Annotated in this window: 17 protein-coding genes, 1 tRNA gene and 1 pseudogene; 10 read left to right on the forward strand and 9 right to left on the reverse strand. The window is 64.8% G+C overall.

All coding sequences use genetic code 11. From position 1 onward, the window contains the following. Positions 1 to 140: 140 nt before the first annotated feature. Positions 141 to 1,520 carry an MFS transporter gene (locus Q2M23_RS09570; protein ID WP_316395410.1) on the reverse strand — a complete coding sequence of 460 codons (1,380 nt, stop codon included), beginning with the start codon at positions 1,518 to 1,520 and terminating at the stop codon, positions 141 to 143. A gap of 126 nt (positions 1,521 to 1,646) precedes the next feature. On the opposite strand from Q2M23_RS09570, the gene ggt reads away from it, so the two are divergent. The 3 genes from ggt to Q2M23_RS09585 all read left to right on the forward strand — a co-directional run bounded on the left by ggt (position 1,647) and on the right by Q2M23_RS09585 (position 5,898). Next, positions 1,647 to 3,392 (forward strand): gamma-glutamyltransferase, encoded by a 1,746-nt coding sequence (gene ggt / locus Q2M23_RS09575; RefSeq protein WP_316395411.1) that lies wholly within the window; start codon positions 1,647 to 1,649, stop codon positions 3,390 to 3,392. A 130-nt stretch (positions 3,393 to 3,522) separates the two neighbouring features. Then, positions 3,523 to 4,821 carry an MFS transporter gene (locus tag Q2M23_RS09580; protein ID WP_225161876.1) on the forward strand — a complete coding sequence of 433 codons (1,299 nt, stop codon included), beginning with the start codon at positions 3,523 to 3,525 and terminating at the stop codon, positions 4,819 to 4,821. 201 nt (positions 4,822 to 5,022) lie between these two features. Further along, positions 5,023 to 5,898: an NAD(P)-dependent oxidoreductase gene (locus Q2M23_RS09585; RefSeq protein WP_316395412.1), complete on the forward strand. Its 876-nt coding sequence runs from the start codon at positions 5,023 to 5,025 to the stop codon at positions 5,896 to 5,898. A 1-nt stretch (position 5,899) separates the two neighbouring features. Here Q2M23_RS09585 and Q2M23_RS09590 read toward each other — a convergent pair whose 3' ends face one another. Continuing rightward, positions 5,900 to 6,235, reverse strand: a complete 336-nt coding sequence (locus Q2M23_RS09590) for a GIY-YIG nuclease family protein (RefSeq protein WP_057021339.1) — start codon at positions 6,233 to 6,235, stop codon at positions 5,900 to 5,902. A 102-nt stretch (positions 6,236 to 6,337) separates the two neighbouring features. On the opposite strand from Q2M23_RS09590, the gene Q2M23_RS09595 reads away from it, so the two are divergent. Then, a complete protein-coding gene (locus Q2M23_RS09595) occupies positions 6,338 to 6,766 on the forward strand; it encodes a DUF1330 domain-containing protein (protein ID WP_316395413.1) in 429 nt (142 codons plus the stop codon). 8 nt (positions 6,767 to 6,774) lie between these two features. Here Q2M23_RS09595 and Q2M23_RS09600 read toward each other — a convergent pair whose 3' ends face one another. Beyond that, on the reverse strand, positions 6,775 to 7,440 hold the full coding sequence (locus Q2M23_RS09600; protein ID WP_316395414.1) for a glutathione S-transferase: 666 nt from the start codon (positions 7,438 to 7,440) through the stop codon (positions 6,775 to 6,777). A gap of 131 nt (positions 7,441 to 7,571) precedes the next feature. Between Q2M23_RS09600 and Q2M23_RS09605 the strand changes: the two genes are divergently transcribed. The 4 genes and pseudogenes from Q2M23_RS09605 to panE all read left to right on the forward strand — a co-directional run bounded on the left by Q2M23_RS09605 (position 7,572) and on the right by panE (position 11,370). Beyond that, positions 7,572 to 8,156, forward strand: a complete 585-nt coding sequence (locus Q2M23_RS09605; RefSeq protein ID WP_168856115.1) for a DUF2239 family protein — start codon at positions 7,572 to 7,574, stop codon at positions 8,154 to 8,156. Positions 8,157 to 8,324: 168 nt separating this feature from the next. Beyond that, positions 8,325 to 9,622, forward strand: a pseudogene (locus tag Q2M23_RS09610) (MATE family efflux transporter). Positions 9,623 to 9,732: 110 nt separating this feature from the next. Further along, a complete protein-coding gene (locus Q2M23_RS09615; protein WP_057021342.1) occupies positions 9,733 to 10,338 on the forward strand; it encodes a 2-hydroxychromene-2-carboxylate isomerase in 606 nt (201 codons plus the stop codon). Between the two features lie 111 nt (positions 10,339 to 10,449). After that, the gene (panE, locus tag Q2M23_RS09620) at positions 10,450 to 11,370 is read left to right on the forward strand and encodes a 2-dehydropantoate 2-reductase (protein WP_057021343.1); all 921 of its coding nucleotides are present in this window, start codon (positions 10,450 to 10,452) and stop codon (positions 11,368 to 11,370) included. 106 nt (positions 11,371 to 11,476) lie between these two features. On the opposite strand, the gene Q2M23_RS09625 is transcribed toward panE, so the two are convergent. From Q2M23_RS09625 to Q2M23_RS09650, 6 genes are all read right to left on the reverse strand, one after another. Continuing rightward, positions 11,477 to 12,058, reverse strand: a complete 582-nt coding sequence (locus Q2M23_RS09625) for a c-type cytochrome (RefSeq protein WP_316395415.1) — start codon at positions 12,056 to 12,058, stop codon at positions 11,477 to 11,479. Between the two features lie 194 nt (positions 12,059 to 12,252). After that, the gene (locus Q2M23_RS09630) at positions 12,253 to 13,530 is read right to left on the reverse strand and encodes a PQQ-dependent sugar dehydrogenase (protein ID WP_168856117.1); all 1,278 of its coding nucleotides are present in this window, start codon (positions 13,528 to 13,530) and stop codon (positions 12,253 to 12,255) included. Positions 13,531 to 13,798: 268 nt separating this feature from the next. Continuing rightward, a complete protein-coding gene (locus Q2M23_RS09635; protein ID WP_253588422.1) occupies positions 13,799 to 14,311 on the reverse strand; it encodes a DUF2865 domain-containing protein in 513 nt (170 codons plus the stop codon). Then, on the reverse strand, positions 14,286 to 14,528 hold the full coding sequence (locus tag Q2M23_RS09640) for a hypothetical protein (RefSeq protein ID WP_253588420.1): 243 nt from the start codon (positions 14,526 to 14,528) through the stop codon (positions 14,286 to 14,288). Before Q2M23_RS09640 ends, Q2M23_RS09635 begins: the two co-directional genes overlap by 26 nt. A 204-nt stretch (positions 14,529 to 14,732) precedes the next feature. Next, positions 14,733 to 14,807, reverse strand: a tRNA-Gly gene (locus tag Q2M23_RS09645). 160 nt (positions 14,808 to 14,967) lie between these two features. Then, a complete protein-coding gene (locus Q2M23_RS09650; RefSeq protein ID WP_316395417.1) occupies positions 14,968 to 15,459 on the reverse strand; it encodes an SRPBCC family protein in 492 nt (163 codons plus the stop codon). A 222-nt stretch (positions 15,460 to 15,681) separates the two neighbouring features. Between Q2M23_RS09650 and trxA the strand changes: the two genes are divergently transcribed. Then, complete coding sequence (trxA, locus tag Q2M23_RS09655; protein ID WP_026192069.1) at positions 15,682 to 16,602, forward strand: thioredoxin; 921 nt, start codon at positions 15,682 to 15,684, stop codon at positions 16,600 to 16,602. 30 nt (positions 16,603 to 16,632) lie between these two features. Then, complete coding sequence (locus Q2M23_RS09660; protein ID WP_028335846.1) at positions 16,633 to 17,307, forward strand: LON peptidase substrate-binding domain-containing protein; 675 nt, start codon at positions 16,633 to 16,635, stop codon at positions 17,305 to 17,307. The last annotated feature ends 80 nt before the right edge of the window (positions 17,308 to 17,387 follow it).

Here is a 17,387-nt window from a genome sequence, read left to right on the forward strand (position 1 = left end):
ACAAACCTGTCGTCCCCGCTAGTGCGAAAGCAGGGACCCATAACCACCCATGTTGCTTGGTGAGGGACAACTAGCCCCAGCGCGCCTTCGATGGATCACGCGGTATGGGTCCCGGCCTGCGCCGGGACGACGGCGGTGGTTTACTCCCGCACCTTCGCCAATAGCGCCAGTCCCGCGACGAAGAACGCCACCAGCACCGCCATGCCGGCCTTCTGGCTCGCGGTCGCCGCGGTGATCGCGCCGATCAGGAGCGGGCCGATGAACGACGTCACCTTGCCGGTAAGCGCGAACAAGCCAAAATACTGCGCGATGCGATCCTTCGGCGCGAGGCGGATCAGGAGCGAGCGCGAGGCGGCCTGCAGCGGCGCACCGGTGGCGCCGATCAGGCAGCCCAGCACGATGTAGGCGCGCTCGGCGGCGCCCGCGAACAACGGACCGCCAGGCACCGGCGGCACGACCTGGATGAACAGGACGGAATCCTTGTTCACGGTGAGGATCACGACGATCGCAAACAGCAGGATCAGCAAGCTGGCGGTGATCACGCGCTTCGGTCCGAATGCATCATCGAGCTTGCCACCGATCCAGCCGCCGAACGTGCCGGCCACCGCGAGGATGATGCCGAAGGTACCGATCCGGATCGTGTCCCAGCCGAACGTGCCTGCGGCATAGATGCCGCCGAACGCAAACAGCGAGACCAGCCCGTCGGTGTAGATCATGTTCGCCAGCAGGAAGCGCGCCAGTGACTTCTGCTTCGGCAGGCTCGACAACGATTGCCTGAGCTCGCGCAGGCCTTCGCCGAGCGCCGCGCGCATCGGGCGCTTCGTCGGATAGTCCGGCGTGAACAGGAACATCGGCGTCACGAAGATGATGAACCACAACCCGGTCAGCGGACCGGTGATGCGGTCGCCTTCATGCATGGCGGGATCGAGACCGAACAGCGGCGTGAAGCCGAACAGCGTGCGGTCGGTCTCGGCATTGGCGGCAAGAAAGCCGAGCACGAGAACAAGACTCAGGATGCCCCCGACATAGCCGGTGGCCCAGCCGGTGCCCGACAGTCGCCCGATCCTGTCGGGCGGCACCAGGGTTGGCATCATCGCATTGTTGAACACGGTCGCGAACTCCACGCCGACGCTCGCAATCGCATAGGCGAGCAGCAGCGCCGGGATGATGTCGGGATTGCCGGGCTTGCCGATCCACATCGCGCTGGCGCCAATCACGAGCAGCGCACCGAAGCCCGCGATCCACGGCTTGCGCCGGCCGCTGGCATCGGCGATTGCCCCCAGCACCGGGGACAGCAGCGCGATCGCAAGTCCCGCGGCTGCGGTGGCAAAGCCCCAGAGCGCCTGCCCGCTCGCGGCATCAGGCGCGACGAAGCTCGCGAAATAGGGCGCGAACACGAAGGTCGTGATCAGCGTGAAATATGGCTGCGCAGCCCAGTCGAAGAAGATCCAGCTGATGACGGCAGCGCGGCCAGGATAAACCTTGGTGGTGGCCTTCGCGTCACCGGCGCCCGTCTGCATTGTTGCCGTCATCGCGAAAGATATTCCCCAACTCGAACCACAGGCAGGCTTTTGCCGCTCCAATCCGCTCCCGTATAGCATGGGCCGGTTTGACTGATACGGCGATGAACAGGGCAGGACATTTCGATGGCGCTGACGGCAACGATGTCGCGACGGCTGTTTGCCGCTCTCCTGGTGATTGGTATCGCGACGCCTGCCCTCGGCCAGGTCCAGCGCCGCTTCTATGAACCTTCAGCCGCGGACACGATTCGCAGCATTCACGCCGAAAACGGCATGGTGGTGGCGCAGGAGAAGCTGGCTGCGCAAGTTGGCGCCGACATCCTGCGACAGGGCGGCAACGCGGTCGACGCCGCGGTCGCCACCGGCTTCGCGATGGCGGTGACCTATCCGCGCGCCGGCAATATCGGCGGCGGCGGTTTCATGGTGATCCATCTCGCCGGGCGCAATGAGGATGTCGCGATCGACTATCGCGAGACTGCGCCGCAGGCCGCTACCCGCGACATGTTCCTGAACGCCGACGGCAAGCCCGATCCCGACAAGTCGCGCAACTCCGCGCTCGCGATCGGCGTGCCCGGTACGGTCGCGGGTCTCGCGCTCGCACTGGAGAAATACGGCTCCGGCAAGTTCACGCTGGCGCAGATCCTCAAGCCCGCGATCGATCTCGCGCGTGACGGATTCATCGTCACCGACGACACATCGGACACGCTGAACGACATGTATCGCCGCATGTCGCGCTGGCCGAATTCGGCCAAAACATTCTCGCACGCCGACGGCACGCCGCTGCGCGAGGGCAACCGCCTGATCCAGGGCGATCTCGCCGGCGTATTGACTGATATTGCCGAACAGGGCCCGCGCGGCTTCTACGAAGGTCCGGTTGCCGAGAAGCTTGTCAGCGGCATCAAGAATGCCGGCGGCATCTTTACGCTCGAGGATCTGACTTCCTACCAGCCGGTGATCCGCACGCCGATCCGCGGCAGCTATCGCGGCTACGACATCGTCTCGATGCCGCAGCCCTCCTCCGGCGGCGTCGTGCTGCTGGAGATCCTCAACATCCTCGAAGGCTTTCCGATGTCCGACATGAAGCAGGGCTCGGCCGCCTCGCTGCATGTGATGATCGAGGCGATGAAGCGGGCCTATGCCGATCGCGCGCGCTATCTCGGCGATCCCGCCTTCGTCGACGCGCCGACGCAATTGCTGATCGACAAGGACTATGCCGCCAAACAGCGCGCCACCATCGATCTTGCCCGCGCCACGCCCTGGACCGATGTGCGCAACGCCAAGCAGCCTCACGAAGGCGACAACACCACGCATTACTCTGTCGTCGATGCCGGCGGCAACGCCGTCAGCAACACCTATACGCTGAACTTCCCGTACGGCGTCGGCCTCGTCGCCGACGGCACCGGCGTGCTGCTCAACAACGAGCTCGACGATTTCACCGCAGCGCCCGGCGCCTCCAACGCCTTCGGCCTGGTCGGCTTCGAGGCCAATCTGCCGGGACCCGGCAAGCGTCCGCTGTCGTCGATGTCGCCGACCATCGTGCTGAAGGACGGCAAGCCGGTGCTGGTGACGGGCTCGCCCGGCGGCAGCCGCATCATCTCCGCCGTGACGCAGATCATCGTCGACGTGATCGACTACAAGATGGACATCGCGGCCGCGGTCGCCGCACCCCGCATGCACCATCAATGGCTGCCCGACGAGGTCCGGATCGAGCGCGGCTTTCCCGACGGGGTGCTGACCGAGCTGAAGGCCAAGGGCCACAAGCTGGTCGAGCCGCTCGGCTACTCCTCCGCGAACTCGATCCTCGTCACGACCAACGGTCTGCTCGGCGCGCCGGATCCGCGCACGCGCGGCTCGGAGGCTGCGGGGTACTAAAGGATGATCCGCACCTAAGGCGTGCAAACGCGGCTTTGCCCCGCCTGCGACATCGCGATAGATTGGCGATCCGCGCACCTCCGGCCGCGGATCGCAAAGAGCCGGTGAAAGATTTCTCCGGGGAACGCGCATGAGCACGGCCGAATCCAAACCGATGGAAGTTGCAGAGATCGAGGACACCAGCCTCCTCGCCTTCTATCGCGACATGAACCTGCAGGAGCGGCGCACGTTCTGGGCCTGCGCGTCGGGCTGGACGCTCGACGGCATGGATTTCATGATCTATCCGCTGGTGATCGGCACCATCATCACGCTGTGGAAGGTTGACCCCGGCACCGCCGGCCTCGCGGGCACCGTGACATTGCTGGCCTCCGCCGTCGGCGGCTGGCTCGGCGGCTATCTGTCCGACCGCATCGGGCGGGTGAAGACGCTACAGCTCACCATCGTCTGGTTCTCGTTCTTCTCGCTGGTCTGCGCATTGGTGCAGAATTTCGATCAGCTCCTGATCGCCCGCGCGCTGCTCGGGCTCGGCTTCGGCGGTGAATGGGCCGCCGGCGCGGTGCTGATCGGCGAGGCGATCCGGCCGCAGTATCGCGGACGCGCGGTCGGCTCGGTGCAGTCGGGCTGGGCGGTCGGCTGGGGCCTTGCGGTGCTGGCGCAGGCGATCCTGTTCTCGGTGCTGCCAGCGGAGAACGCCTGGCGCTGGATGTTCGTGATCGGCGCACTGCCGGCGCTGCTCGTGTTCTACCTGCGCCGCTACGTCACCGAGCCGGAAATCTCCGCCGCGACCATGGCGCAGGCGCAGGCCTCTGGCAGCGGCCCCGCCGCGTTGTGGGAGATCTTCCACGGACCGATCCTGAAGACCACGCTGCTGGCCTCCCTGGTCGGCACCGGCATGCAGGGCGGCTATTACGCCATCACCTTCTGGGTACCGCGCTTCCTCACCACCGAGCGCAAGCTCTCGGTGGTCGGCTCGACCGGCTATCTCGCGACGCTGATCATCGGCTCCTTCATCGGTTATCTGGTCGGCGCCTGGCTCGCCGACCGGATCGGCCGGCGCAACCTGTTCCTGATCTTCTCGATCGGCGCGATCGCAGTGGTGCTGCTCTACACCCAGCTGCCGCTGTCCAACGAGGTGCTGTGGGTGCTGGGCTTCCCGCTCGGCTTCTTTGCCTCGGGCTATTTCTCCGGCATGGGCGCGTTCCTGACCGAACTGTATCCGACCCGGCTGCGTGGCTCCGGCCAGGGCTTCTGCTACAATTTCGGCCGCGGCATCGGCGCGCTGTTCCCGTTCCTGGTCGGCGCGCTGTCGACCACGACCACGCTCGCCAACGCGATCGCGATCTTCGCGGTGGCGGCGTACGGCGTGTTCTTCATTGCCGCCTACGCGCTGCCGGAAACCCGCGGCCGCGTGCTGCATGCGGATGGCTGAAATTGAGCACTGACCTGTCAACTTGCGCCGCTTCGCCTCTCCCCCTGTGGGAGAGGCCGGATTGCATCGACAGATGCAATCCGGTGAGGGGTTGCGGTCTCTCCATGCAGTATACCGTGTGGAGAGATACCCCTCACCCCAGCCCTCTCCCACAAGGGGAGAGGGAGCCATCGTCTCGTGCGTCCCTCACAGGAGGCTCTCATGACGTCGCTCAAGGGCAAGACGCTGTTCATATCGGGCGCGAGCCGCGGCATCGGGCTGGCGATCGCGCTGCGCGCCGCGCGTGACGGCGCCAATGTCGCGATCGCGGCGAAGACCGCCGAGCCGCATCCGAAGCTGAAGGGCACGATCTACACCGCCGCCGACGAGGTCCGCGCCGCCGGCGGCAAGGCGCTGCCGGTGCTCTGCGACATCAGGGACGAGGCGCAGGTGATGGCGGCGATCGAGCAGACCGCCGCCGAGTTCGGCGGCATCGACGTCTGCGTCAACAATGCCAGCGCCATCAGCCTGACCAATTCGCAGGCGACCGACATGAAGCGGTTCGACCTGATGATCGGGATTAACACCCGCGGCACCTTCATGGTGTCGAAATACTGCATCCCGCACCTGAAGAAGGCGGAGAATCCGCACATCCTGATGCTGTCGCCGCCGCTCGACATGAAGACGAAATGGTTCGAGCACTCGACCGCCTACACGATGGCGAAGTTCGGCATGAGCATGTGCGTGCTCGGGCTCGCGGGCGAATTGAAATCGGCCGGCATTGCCGTCAACGCGCTGTGGCCGCGCACCACGATCGCGACCGCCGCGGTCGGCAATCTGCTCGGCGGCGACGCCATGATGCGCGCGAGCCGCACGCCCGAGATCATGGGCGATGCGGCCTACGCGATCATCACCCGGCCGTCGCGCGAATTCACCGGGCATTTCTGCATCGACGACAAGGTGCTCTATGCCAATGGCGTCCGCGACTTCGAGCGCTACCGCGTCGATCCCTCGGTGCCGCTGATGTCGGACTTCTTCGTGCCCGACGACGACGTGCCGCCGCCCGGCGTCACCGTGCAGCCGCTGCCGTCACACTAGGCTACACCGCGAACGCATTCAGCTCCGCGCGCCAATGCTGCACGCGCTCCTTCAGCAGCGTGTCGCGCACATAGGCGAGCTCCTCGTCCTCGATCCGCTCCAGCGTTTCGAGCGAGAGATTGTCCGCGCCATGCCCCGACCAGGCGCGCTGCAGCTCGGCGTTGCGATGACTGCCCATCCGCAGCGTGAACCAGATGCGGTTCTCGATCTTGTCGAGGTCGAGCGCCTGCCCGACCCAAACCTCGCCGGTCGCGCGGCAACGGATCGCGAACACGCCGGCGACGCTCGCGCGCTTCTTGTAGTCGGCGATGGCTTGCTTGCGGTCCTCGGTCTTCATGGTGACTCCTGTCGTTCTGTCGGGCTATTTATATCCGGGTATTATTGACAAAGCAATTATGCCCGGGTAAAAAGTGCCATCAACCTTCGATGGGACACCGACATGGACACCGCCGCCTGCTATCTCGAGCCGACCTGGAACGCCGGGCGCGACTTTGCCCAGCGCGAGATCGCGGGCGAGCTGGTGATGCTCAATTTGTTGCGCTTCCACGCGATCGCCGACTATTCGCAAAGCCCGGAGCTCGCCCCGCCGCAGCCGATCACGGGGGCGGAGGCCTACGACTGCTATGTCGCGCACACGCTGCCGCATCTGCGGAAGAGCGGCGGCGATATCCTGTTCATGGGTGAAGGCGGCCCGTTCCTGATCAGGCCGGAGGGCGAGCGCTGGGATCGCGCGATGCTGATCCGGCTGAAGAGCCGTGGCGCGTTCCTCGCCTTCGCGGTGGCGGAGGCCTACCTCGCCGGCATCGGACACCGCACCGCGGCGCTGGCGGATTCGCGGCTGCTGCCGCTGGTCGAGCTGCCGCGATGACCGCGTATTTACCGGCCGACCTGGTACGGCCCGCCCTTCTCCAGCGCCCGCGCATAGGCCGGGCGGGCGTGAATACGCTCCAGGAACGCGATACACTTGGGATGGCCGTCCTCGAGCCCGCCGCGCGCCGCGGCGGCCTCGAGCGGAAAGCTCATCTGGATGTCGGCGCCGGAAAACTCGCTGCCGGCGAACCATTCGCTCTTGCCGAGCTCGCCTTCCCAATAGGCCATGTGCTGCCTGAGCTGCGGATTGACCAGCGTGGACAGCGCCGTGTTGGATACCTTGCGCACCAAGGGCCGCAGCAGCGCCGGCGCGCGCTTCGGCATCAGCGTGAACAGGAGCTTCAGCAGCAGCGGCGTCATCGCCGAACCCTCGGCGTAGTGCAGCCAATAGGTGTAGCGCAGCCGCTCCGGCGTATCGGCCGGCGGGATCAGGCGCCCGTTGCCGTAGGTCGCGATGATGTATTCGAGGATCGCGCCGGATTCCGCGATCGTGTGGCCGTTGTCGGTGACGACGGGCGACTTGCCGAGCGGATGGATCGCGCGCAGCTCCTTCGGCGCCCGCATGTCGGGCTGCCGCTGGTAGCGCACGATCTCGTAGGGCACGCCCAATTCCTCGAGCAGCCACAGTACGCGCTGCGAGCGGGAATTGTTGAGGTGATGAACCGTCAGCATGGGCATCCTCTGAAAGATCAGCGCAATCGGGCGGCGTTTGGTGCCAGCGGGAAACCAGAAAGTCGAGATCCACGCGCTGCGATTGCCAAGAATTATCCGGGCAGTATGTCGCGCAATCTGAGAGGTCTACCATGAATCCTGCCTATGTCGCGTTCGAAGGCGAGCACCGCATCGGGGCCGGCGACCTCCCGGAGGTTGCGCGCGCCGCCAAGCAACACCTCGACCAACGCAAGGACGCCGCGATCCTGGTGTTCAACGGCCGCACCTCGGCGCTGGTCGATATCGATTTCCGCGGCTCGGTCGACGACGTGCTGGCGCGGCTGCCGCAGCCCGCACCTGCGCGCGACGAGGAGCCGACGCCGACCGCGCCGCGCGGCCCGGGACGTCCGAAGCTTGGCGTCGTCGCGCGCGAGATCACGCTGTTGCCACGGCATTGGGATTGGCTCGCGCAGCAGAAGGGCGGCGCGTCGGTTGCGATCCGCAAGCTGGTCGACGAGGCGCGGCGCTCAAGCGGCGACAAGGACCGCACGCGCAGCGCGCAGGATGCCGCCTATCGCTTCATGACTGTCATGGCCGGCAACCGGCCGAACTATGAAGATGCGATCCGCGCGCTGTTCGCCCACGACCGGCGCCGCTTTGCGACGCTGATCGCGGACTGGCCGGCCGACATCCGCGATCACGCGATCCGGCTCGCCTATAGCGATCAAGCGGACTGACTGGTTTCGAGTGACATGGATGGCGGCCCGGCCTGCCGGCGATTCGGTTCTGATCGAACTGAACCGCAGCCCCTGGTCCGCCGCCGTCCCTGACGTCGCAATTTTTGGAAGTTGAACGTGTCCAACCCTCGCTCCCTGCGCAAAGCCTTCCTCGCCTTCCTCGCGCCGATGCTGCTCAGCAACGTGCTGCAGTCGCTGTTCGGCACCATCAACGGCGTCTATCTCGGCCAGATGATCGGCGTCGACGCGCTCGCCGCCGTCTCGGTGTTCTTTCCGGTGATGTTCTTCTTCATTTCCTTCGTGATCGGCCTGAGCGCCGGCGCCTCGGTCATGATCGGCCAGGCCTGGGGCGCCGGCGAGCCCGACCGGGTGAAAGCGGTCGCCGGCACCACCATGACCGTGACGCTGCTGCTCGCGCTGGCGATCGCGATATCAGGCGGCCTGTTCGCGCGCCCGCTCTTGATCGCGCTCGCGACGCCATCCGACGTCCTCGACGCCGCGGCGGCTTATGCGCAGATCATGATGATCACGATGCCCATCACCTTCGCATTCCTGCTGCTGACGGCGATGATGCGCGGCGTCGGCGACACCGTGACGCCGCTGGTTGCGCTGACGGTCTCGACCATCGTCGGCCTAGTGGTGACGCCGGCGCTGATCCGCGGCTGGCTCGGCCTGCCGATGCTCGGCGTCGCCAGCGCTGCGGTTGCCTCCGCGGTCTCGGGCGTGGTCACGCTGCTGTGGCTGCATGTCCATATGCTGCGGCACCGCCATGCGCTGGCCTTCGACGCCGCGTTTCTGCGCGCGATGCGGCCGAACGGCGCGCTGCTGCGCATCGTGCTGCGGCTCGGCATTCCGACCGCGATCGGCATGGTGGTGGTCTCGCTTGCCGAGCTGGTGCTGCTCGGCCTCGTCAACGGCTTCGGCTCGGACGCCACCGCGGCCTATGGCGCGGTTAACCAGGTGATCGGCTATGTGCAGTTTCCGGCGATCTCGATCGCGATATCGGTGTCGATCTTCGGCGCGCAGGCGATCGGCCGCGGCGATTCCGCCCGGGTCGGCGCCATCGTCCGGACCGGGATCGAGATGAATCTCGCGCTGACCGGCGGGCTGGTCGTGCTGGGCTATCTCTTCGCGCGGCCGCTGATGGGCTTCTTCATCGTCGACAATGCCGTGCTCGGGCTGGCGCAGCAGCTGTTGTACATCGTGCTGTGGAGCATGGTGCTGTTCGGCATGGCGACGGTGTTTTCGGGCGCGATGCGCGCCGGCGGCACGGTGTGGATGCCGCTGTTGCTTTCGACCCTGCGATCGCGGTGGTCGAGGTGCCGGTCGCGATCCTGCTCAGCCGCACCATCGGCGTCAGCGGCATCTGGATCGCCTATCCCGTCACTTTTGCAACCATGTTCGTGCTGCAGATGGCCTATTACGCCCTGGTATGGCGCAAGCAGACCATCAAGCGGCTGATTTGACATCGCGCGCCGCGGCTCACATGATGACTATCATATTCTACTGATGGCGCCTGCGACAGCAGGTCCATGCTAAACAAGCCCAAACGAGACAGGCCGAGGGAGAGACCGCCGTGAGCCAAAATCCGCAATTCCTGTTCGATTTCGGCAGCCCCAACGCTTTCCTCAGCCATGAAGCAATCCCGGCAATCGAAAAGCGCACCGGCGTCAAGTTCGAATATGTCCCGATCCTGCTCGGCGGCATCTTCAAGGCCACCAACAACAAGTCGCCGGCCGAGACGCTGGCGGGCGTCAGGAACAAGCCGGAGTTTCAGAAGATCGAGACCGAACGCTTTCTCAAGCGCTTCAACGTCAAGCCCTACACCTGGAACCCGTTTTTCCCGGTCAATACGCTGAACCTGATGCGCGCGGCGGTCGCCGCCCAGTTTGAGGGCGTGTTCGAGAAGTATATCGAGGCCGCCTTCCACCACATGTGGGTCGAGCCCAAGAAGATGGACGATCCTGAGGTCGCCGGTAAAGCCATCGCCTCCTCCGGCCTTGACGCCGCGAAACTGTTCGCCCGCGCACAGGACGCGGATGTGAAGGCCAAGCTGATCGAATATACCTCATCCGCCGTCGAGCGCGGCGCGTTCGGCTCGCCGACCTTTTTCGTCGGCAACGAGATCTTCTTCGGCAAGGAGCAGCTGCGCGAAGTCGAGGAAATGGTATCGGGAAAGTGAGATGAGCGAATGGCCAATAGCGAGTAGCGAATAGTCGAACAGTATCCTTATCTATTCGCTACTCCCTATTCGCTCGCCTCCTCGGGCAACAACAAAGAAGGACAAATTCCCATGCGCGTTCTCGTGGTCGGCGCCGGTGCGATCGGCGGTTATTTCGGTGGCCGGATGCTTCAGGCCGGCCGCGACGTCACTTTCCTGGTGCGCCCTCGCCGCGCTTCCGAGCTCGCCTCCGCCGGGCTCGTGATCAAGAGCCCGAACGGCGATGTCACGCTGAACAACCCGCCGACCGTGCAGGCCGACAAGCTGTCGGACAAGTTCGACGTCGTGCTGTTGAGCTGCAAGGCGTTCGATCTCGAGGATGCGATTAAGTCCTTTGCGCCCGCCGTCGGCAACAAGACCGCGATCATCCCGCTGCTCAACGGCATGCTGCATCTCGATACGCTCGACAAGACGTTCGGAGCTCAGCATGTGCTCGGCGGCCTGTGCGCGATCGCGGCGACGCTGAACGAGAAGCGCGAGGTGGTGCAGCTGCAGCCGATGCAGTCGCTCGGCTTCGGCGAGCGCGCCGGCGGCCTGTCGGACCGGGTGCGCGCGATCGCTGAAACTTTCTCGGCGATCAACGGCGCCAACGCCAGCGAGCATGTGATGCAGGACATGTGGGAGAAGTGGGTGTTCCTGGCCTCGCTCGCCGCCTCCACCAGCCTGATGCGGACCTCGGTCGGCAACATCCTGGCCGCGCCCGGCGGCAAGGATTTCCTGCTCGGCATCCTCGACGAATGCAGCGCGATCGCCGCCGACGCCGGCCATGGCCCGGGCGGACCGTTCTTCCAGCGCACCCGCGGGCTCCTGACCACCGAGGGCTCGCCGATGACCGCATCGATGTTCCGCGACATCAAGGCGGGGCTGCCGGTCGAGGCCGATCACGTGATCGGCGACCTGATCGTGCGCGCCGACGCCGCCAAGATCCCGGTGCCGAAGCTGCGCACGGCCTACACGCATCTCAAGGCGTATGAGAAGCAGCGGGCTGGGTGATCTTGTAGCCCGGATGGAGCGGAACGAAATCCGGGAATCATCTCGCGGCAGATAGAGCGCCCCGGATTGCGCTGCGCTCCATCCGGGCTACGCACATTTTTCGTACCTACAAATGCGCCAGATAATGCGCGAGCGCGGTGATCTCTTCGTCGCTCAGCGGATAGGCAACATCGGCCATCGCGGCCTGGGCGCCGCCGGAGCGCTGGCCCGACTTGTAATCGTGCAGCGCCTTGACGAGATATTCCTCGCGCTGGCCGGCGATGCGGGCCACCGCCTTGGTACCGGCAAACGTATCGCCATGGCATGAGGCGCAGCGGCGGCCGGCGGCGGCTTGCTTGCCCTTTTCGGACAGGTCCGGATTGTCGTCCTTGCCGCCCTTGAACGGCGTCAGCGACGCGAAATAGGCGCCGAGACTGCGGATGTCGTCGTTGTTGAGCTGCTCGACGATCGGCTGCATCTGCTCGTTCTTGCGCGCGCCGGCGCGGAAGAACACCAGCTGCCATTGAACGTACTGGTCGAGCTGGCCGGCGAGCGAGGGAATGTTCTCGGTCTGCGAGATGCCGTTGTCGCCGTGGCAAGCGGCGCAGAGTTCGGCCTTCGCCTTGCCGGCGGCGACATCGGCGGCATTGGCGGACGACGCAACTGCGATCACCGCCGCGAACAGGATTGCAAAGGACGTAACACGCATTGCCAGTTTTCTCCACGGGTCATTGCCGGGCCTGGCCCGGCAATCCATCTGGCTTGCAGAAGGGTTGTTGTTTGGATGGATGCCCGGATCAAGTCCGGGCATGACGAGTCTGTTCCGTCGTTGGGCTTGCCGAACCACGTAAACGGGGCTGCGGCTGCCTGATCGGCCACCGCAGCCCCGCATTGTTTCAACCGTTACTTCTTGCTGTAGCTGATGCGATAGATCGCACCGGCCCAGTCGTCGGCGACGAGAATCGAGCCATCCTTGTCGAGCAGGATGTCGGCGGGACGGCCGAGATAGCCCTGGTCACCCTCGATCCAGCCGTCGGCGAAGATCTCCTGCTTGGCGTTCTTGCCGTCAGGGCTCGCGGTGATCTTCACGATGCGGCCGCCCTGGTACTTATGCCGGTTCCAGGAGCCGTGCTCGGCGATCAGGATGCTGTTCTTGTACTCGGCCGGGAATTGGCTGCCGGTATAGAACTTCATGCCGAGCGGCGCGACGTGCGCACCGAGATTGTACACCGGCGGAGTGAACTCCGAGCACTTGTGACCCATCGCGAACTTGGTGTCCGGCAGGTTGCCCTGGTGGCAATAGGGATAGCCGAAGTGCTCGCCGATCTTCGAGATCATGTTGAGCTTGTCGCTCGGCAGATCGTCGCTGATCCAGTCGCGGGCATTCTCGGTGAACCAGTACTTGCCGGTGCGCGGATCGACGTCGCCGCCGACCGAGTTGCGCACGCCGAGCGCCCAGATTTCCGCGTTGCCGGTCTTCGGATCGACGCGGCGGATCTGCGACACCGAGGTCGGCGGAATGCCGATGTTGAAGGGCGGTCCGAACGGAATGTAGAACCAGCCTTCCTTGTCGACGGCGATGTATTTCCAGCCATGCGCCGCGTAGGACGGCATGTCGTCATACACCACCTTGCCGCTGCCGAGATTGTCGAGATTGGCTTCGGCATTGTCGTACTTGATCAGCTTGTCGACCGCGATAACGTAGAGCGCGCCGTCGCGGAAGGCGAGGCCGGTCGGCATGTTGAGGCCCTTGAGGATGGTCTTGACCTCTTTCTTGCCGTTGTTGTCCTTGATCGCATAGACGTTGCCGAGCCCGAACGAGCCGACGAACAGCGTGCCCTTGTCACCCCAGGCCATCTGCCGCGCCGCGAGCACGTTCGAGGCATAGACCTCGATCTTGAAGCCCGGTGGCAGCTTGATCTTCTTCATCATCGTCGCGAGCTCGGAATCGGACGCGCCGGTCGGCGGACCGGACGGCGGGGCAAGGCCCTTCTGCGCTTCGGTCTCGTCGCCGAGGAACCAGTCATCCGGCGGATGGGTCCAGAATTCCTTGGTGCCCGATTCGTACTTCTTCAGCGCACGATTCTTGTCTGTCTGTTGCTGCGCACTGGCGAAGGTCGTCCCCGCCAGCAGCGCGATCGCCGCGAACGCAAGTATTGATCGATTGAAAGCGGATTTCATCGCGTCACTCCCCTACGCAAGCCGTTGCAGCTTGCCTGTTATTGATTTTGAACGCCCTGAGAGATGATGGTGGCGGTCCGTGAGGTAGGTCAGACGGCAAAATGGTAGCACATCCATCGACGCTGAAAAGCGCGTCCGCCGGTGTGCGCTGCGTCAAAACTAGTTGAGACGATATTTGAGACGAAGTTTTCCTGAGCAGCCTGCCTGATAACAAGGCATTCTGCACCGCAGCGTGATATTCGAATGAAGCTAACGCTCGTGATCGCCTCTATCGCGACGACAGGCGCGCCAGACCGAGCGCTTGCGCCTTGGCCTTCGACAGCGGCCTGAACAACACGCTGCGCCGCTGCCCGCTCGTGATCGCCGCGATCTTGAAGCCGTCATCGGCGGCGATGATGTCGCCGGTCCGAAGCGTCATGTCGTCCTCGATCGCAATCGGCGAAAGGCCGGTGGACGCGCCGGCGCTGCACGAGCATTGCGGCACCATCTCGCGCTGGAAGCGGAATGCATTGGCGAGCGCCTTGTAGGTCTCGCCGGCTTCGGTTCTGGCGCTGTCGATATCGGAGCTGGAGTACAGCTTCACCTCGGCGGCGGGACAGGCCGCCTCGCATGCCTTGACGTCCGCCGTCTCGCTGACGCGCGGCAACGGAAAGAAGCGGCCGTCGCAGGTCCTGACGCAGAAGTTTTGCTGGCCGCCCCGGTGCGACCGCGTCGTGATGTAGACCCGCGCTCGCGGCCGTTCGGCCGGCTCGAAGTCAGGCGCCGGCCCAAAGCCAGGCATGGGAGAGAAGCTGGGCGCCGGGGCATACGCCGAGTCGCTCGGCAATTGCTGCGCTGATGCGCCCGAACATGTCCAGACGCCGACGAGCACGACCAGCGCAGCGACGTTTGCGCGAGCCAAGCGGCGATTTAACCCGGGAGCCGGCTTCCAACAGATCGACATCGTTCACGCGCTTGCCGCCCGGCAAAACCGGCGGCAACCAGTCCAGCTCCAACACAACCACAGATTTCTATCAGTTTTGAGAATGCAACGTTTGCCGGTTAACAAAAGCCGGAAACCGCCACGGCGGGCCGCGGCATCTTGACCTCGCGATCGCGGCCTGGAGATGCGACCTTGGGCCGGACAGCAAAAAGCCCGCGCCAGTGGGCTGGCCTCATCAGCGGGCCTTCATCAGACTGTCAGCTCGGTCAGCGAGAAGTTTTGGAGCGGGCGAAGGGGCTCGAACCCTCGACCCCGACCTTGGCAAGGTCGTGCTCTACCACTGAGCTACACCCGCATCCGAAATGGCGGCGATCGCTCGCCGGCAACGGCAGACCTATGCCAAAAGCTGTCTGTGAATGCAACACAAGAGCGCGGTCCGAACCTCACGAAATCGCACGGTTTCTCTAAAAATTGACCCCGAATCGGCCGAAACCGGCTGCGCCGCCGATTTCTCTTTAGATTTCCGCCGGAACCGGCCTCAGGGCCATCTCGTCCCGGAGCGATTCGAGCCAGGTCTCGAACCAGCCGGCCAGCGTCTGCGCCAGCTCGACGCGGCGGGTCGGGTCGCAATCGAACACGGCCCACCATTCGATAAAGGCCCGGTCGCCGTCGATCACCGGGGTTACCCGCAGGGTCGCACTGAAATCCGTCATCGGCAGGGTCGGGGTGTCGACGAATTCGTAGGTCTGGAAGCGCTCGACGTCGGACTGCGCGAGCAGCCGCTGCCGGATCCGCCGCTCCCGGTACAGCACATTGCGCACGGCCCCGACGGTATCGCCGGATTTGCCGTCCTCGATCTCGCTCGTCCGCGGGCCATGGACCCAGACCGGGTAATTGTTGAAATCGCGGATGATTTTCCAGACCTCGCCGGCCGGCTGCTCGAACACCGTGCTGTAATAGGCCTTTGCCACGGGCGCTCCCCTGCTGTCATGAATGATCGCTATCATCGGCCGTTCCGCGGCACCAACCCACCCGATCTCCGATGGAACGGGACGGGCGGCCAAGCGATTGAATTTTGCTGGCTGACTGCCATTTACGGAGCATGATCCCGGAAACCGGTTCCCACTTTTCCGGGATCATGCTCTAGCTGACAGAACGGCTGAACGTGCCGTTCCGGGCGTGCTAGAACGCCCACCGGATTTCCGACCTCAGAAGCAGGCGAGGACAACGTGACGATAATGGAGCAGGGCGGCCCCACGCCCGAGGCAGCGCCCGATCTGATCAAGGAGACGACGACCCAGACCTTCGTCAAGGACGTCATCGAGGAATCGCGCCGTCAGCCGGTCATGATCGACTTCTGGGCGCCGTGGTGCGGTCCCTGCCGCCAGCTCACGCCGATCCTGGAAAAGGCGGTTCGTAACGCCAAGGGCCGGGTCAAGCTGGTCAAGATGAACATCGACGAGCATCCGCAGATCCCCGGCCAGATGGGCATCCAGTCGATCCCGGCCGTGATCGCCTTCGTGGGCGGCCAGCCCGCCGACGGCTTCATGGGCGCGGTGCCGGAGAGCCAGGTCAACGCCTTCATCGAGAAGATCACCAAGGGCGTGCCGGCCGCCGGCGAGCCCAATCTCACCGAGATCCTGGCCGAGGCCGACGCCGTGCTTGCCGAGGGCGACGCCGCCCAGGCCGCGCAGATCTATGCCGAGGTGCTGGCGCACGACGCCACCAACATCGCGGCGCTCGCCGGCCTCGCCAAGTGCTACGTTACGTCGGGTGCAATGGAGCAGGCCAAGCAGACGCTCGCGATGGTTCCGGAATCCAAGCGCAACGACGCCGCGGTGAAGGCGGTGCAGGCGGCGATCGATCTCGCCGAACAGGCGGAAGCGGTCGGCCCGGTCGCGGAGCTGGAACAGAAAGTCGCCGCAAACCCGCTCGATCATCAGGCCCGATTCGATCTCGCCACCGCGCTCAATGCGATGGGCAAGCGCACGGAAGCGACCGAGCAATTGCTCGCCATCGTCAGGCGTGACCGCAAGTGGAACGACGACGGCGCGCGCAAGCAGCTGGTGCAGTTCTTCGAGGCGTGGGGCGGCACCGATGAGGCAACCGTCGAGGGGCGCAAGCGGTTGTCGACCATCCTGTTCTCGTAAAGCACGCCCGTCACAGCAGCGGGACCGCAGATGCCGATCAATGCCGAATATCGCGGGCCCGGCGAGCTCCCGGAGGTGATCCCGGTGTTCCCGCTGCCCGGCGCGTTGCTGCTGCCGCGCGGCCAGATGCCGCTCAACATCTTCGAGCCGCGATATCTCGCGATGATCGACGACGCGTTGCGCGACGGCCATCGCCTGATCGGCATGATCCAGCCCGACGTGACGCATTCGCAGAAAGAGGCGAAGCCGGTCCTGTTCCGGATCGGCTGCGTCGGCCGCATCACCCAGCTCGCCGAATCCGGCGACGGCCGCTACATCCTCGAACTGACCGGCGTCGCGCGCTTCAAGGTGGTCGAGGAGCTGACCGTGCAGACGCCGTACCGGCAGTGCAAGGTCGACTTCTTCTCCTTCGCCGGCGACTTCACCGCGCGCAAGGGTGAGGAGGCCGTCGACCGCAAGGCGCTGCTCGAAGTGCTGGCCGATTTCCTGGAAGCCAACAATCTGAAGGTCGACTGGGAAGGTATCGAGTCTGCGCCCAACGAGGCGCTGGTCAATGCGCTGGCGATGATGTCGCCCTATGGTCCCGCCGAGAAGCAGGCGATGCTCGAGGCGCCGGACCTGAAGACCCGCGCCGAGATCCTGATCGCGGTCACCGAGATGGACCTCGCCAAGAAGCGCACCTCGGGCGACCCGCCGGTGCAGTAGCTACCGACCGGGATCAGACGTTTGTTGTTTGGATCGCTCGGCCCGCGATCGTCCACCTCTCCCCGTCGGGGAGAGGTAAA

Origin of the sequence: Bradyrhizobium sp. 33ap4 (genome assembly GCF_032654765.1) — a bacterium.
Classification (GTDB): Bacteria; Pseudomonadota; Alphaproteobacteria; order Rhizobiales; family Xanthobacteraceae; genus Bradyrhizobium; species Bradyrhizobium australafricanum.

Excerpts from the sequence above, each read along its gene's own strand:
- Q2M23_RS09630 (WP_168856117.1), bottom strand. The coding sequence starts at position 13,530 with ATGAAATCCGCTTTCAATCGATCAATACTTGCGTTCGCGGCGATCGCG.
- Q2M23_RS09600 (WP_316395414.1), bottom strand. The coding sequence starts at position 7,440 with ATGCTGACGGTTCATCACCTCAACAATTCCCGCTCGCAGCGCGTACTG.
- Q2M23_RS09570 (WP_316395410.1), bottom strand. The coding sequence starts at position 1,520 with ATGCAGACGGGCGCCGGTGACGCGAAGGCCACCACCAAGGTTTATCCT.
- Q2M23_RS09635 (WP_253588422.1), bottom strand. The coding sequence starts at position 14,311 with ATGCCTGGCTTTGGGCCGGCGCCTGACTTCGAGCCGGCCGAACGGCCG.
- Q2M23_RS09580 (WP_225161876.1), top strand. The coding sequence starts at position 3,523 with ATGAGCACGGCCGAATCCAAACCGATGGAAGTTGCAGAGATCGAGGAC.
- panE (WP_057021343.1), top strand. The coding sequence starts at position 10,450 with ATGCGCGTTCTCGTGGTCGGCGCCGGTGCGATCGGCGGTTATTTCGGT.
- Q2M23_RS09625 (WP_316395415.1), bottom strand. The coding sequence starts at position 12,058 with ATGCGTGTTACGTCCTTTGCAATCCTGTTCGCGGCGGTGATCGCAGTT.
- Q2M23_RS09595 (WP_316395413.1), top strand. The coding sequence starts at position 6,338 with ATGGACACCGCCGCCTGCTATCTCGAGCCGACCTGGAACGCCGGGCGC.
- Q2M23_RS09590 (WP_057021339.1), bottom strand. The coding sequence starts at position 6,235 with ATGAAGACCGAGGACCGCAAGCAAGCCATCGCCGACTACAAGAAGCGC.
- ggt (WP_316395411.1), top strand. The coding sequence starts at position 1,647 with ATGGCGCTGACGGCAACGATGTCGCGACGGCTGTTTGCCGCTCTCCTG.
- Q2M23_RS09650 (WP_316395417.1), bottom strand. The coding sequence starts at position 15,459 with ATGATAGCGATCATTCATGACAGCAGGGGAGCGCCCGTGGCAAAGGCC.
- Q2M23_RS09585 (WP_316395412.1), top strand. The coding sequence starts at position 5,023 with ATGACGTCGCTCAAGGGCAAGACGCTGTTCATATCGGGCGCGAGCCGC.
- Q2M23_RS09605 (WP_168856115.1), top strand. The coding sequence starts at position 7,572 with ATGAATCCTGCCTATGTCGCGTTCGAAGGCGAGCACCGCATCGGGGCC.
- Q2M23_RS09660 (WP_028335846.1), top strand. The coding sequence starts at position 16,633 with ATGCCGATCAATGCCGAATATCGCGGGCCCGGCGAGCTCCCGGAGGTG.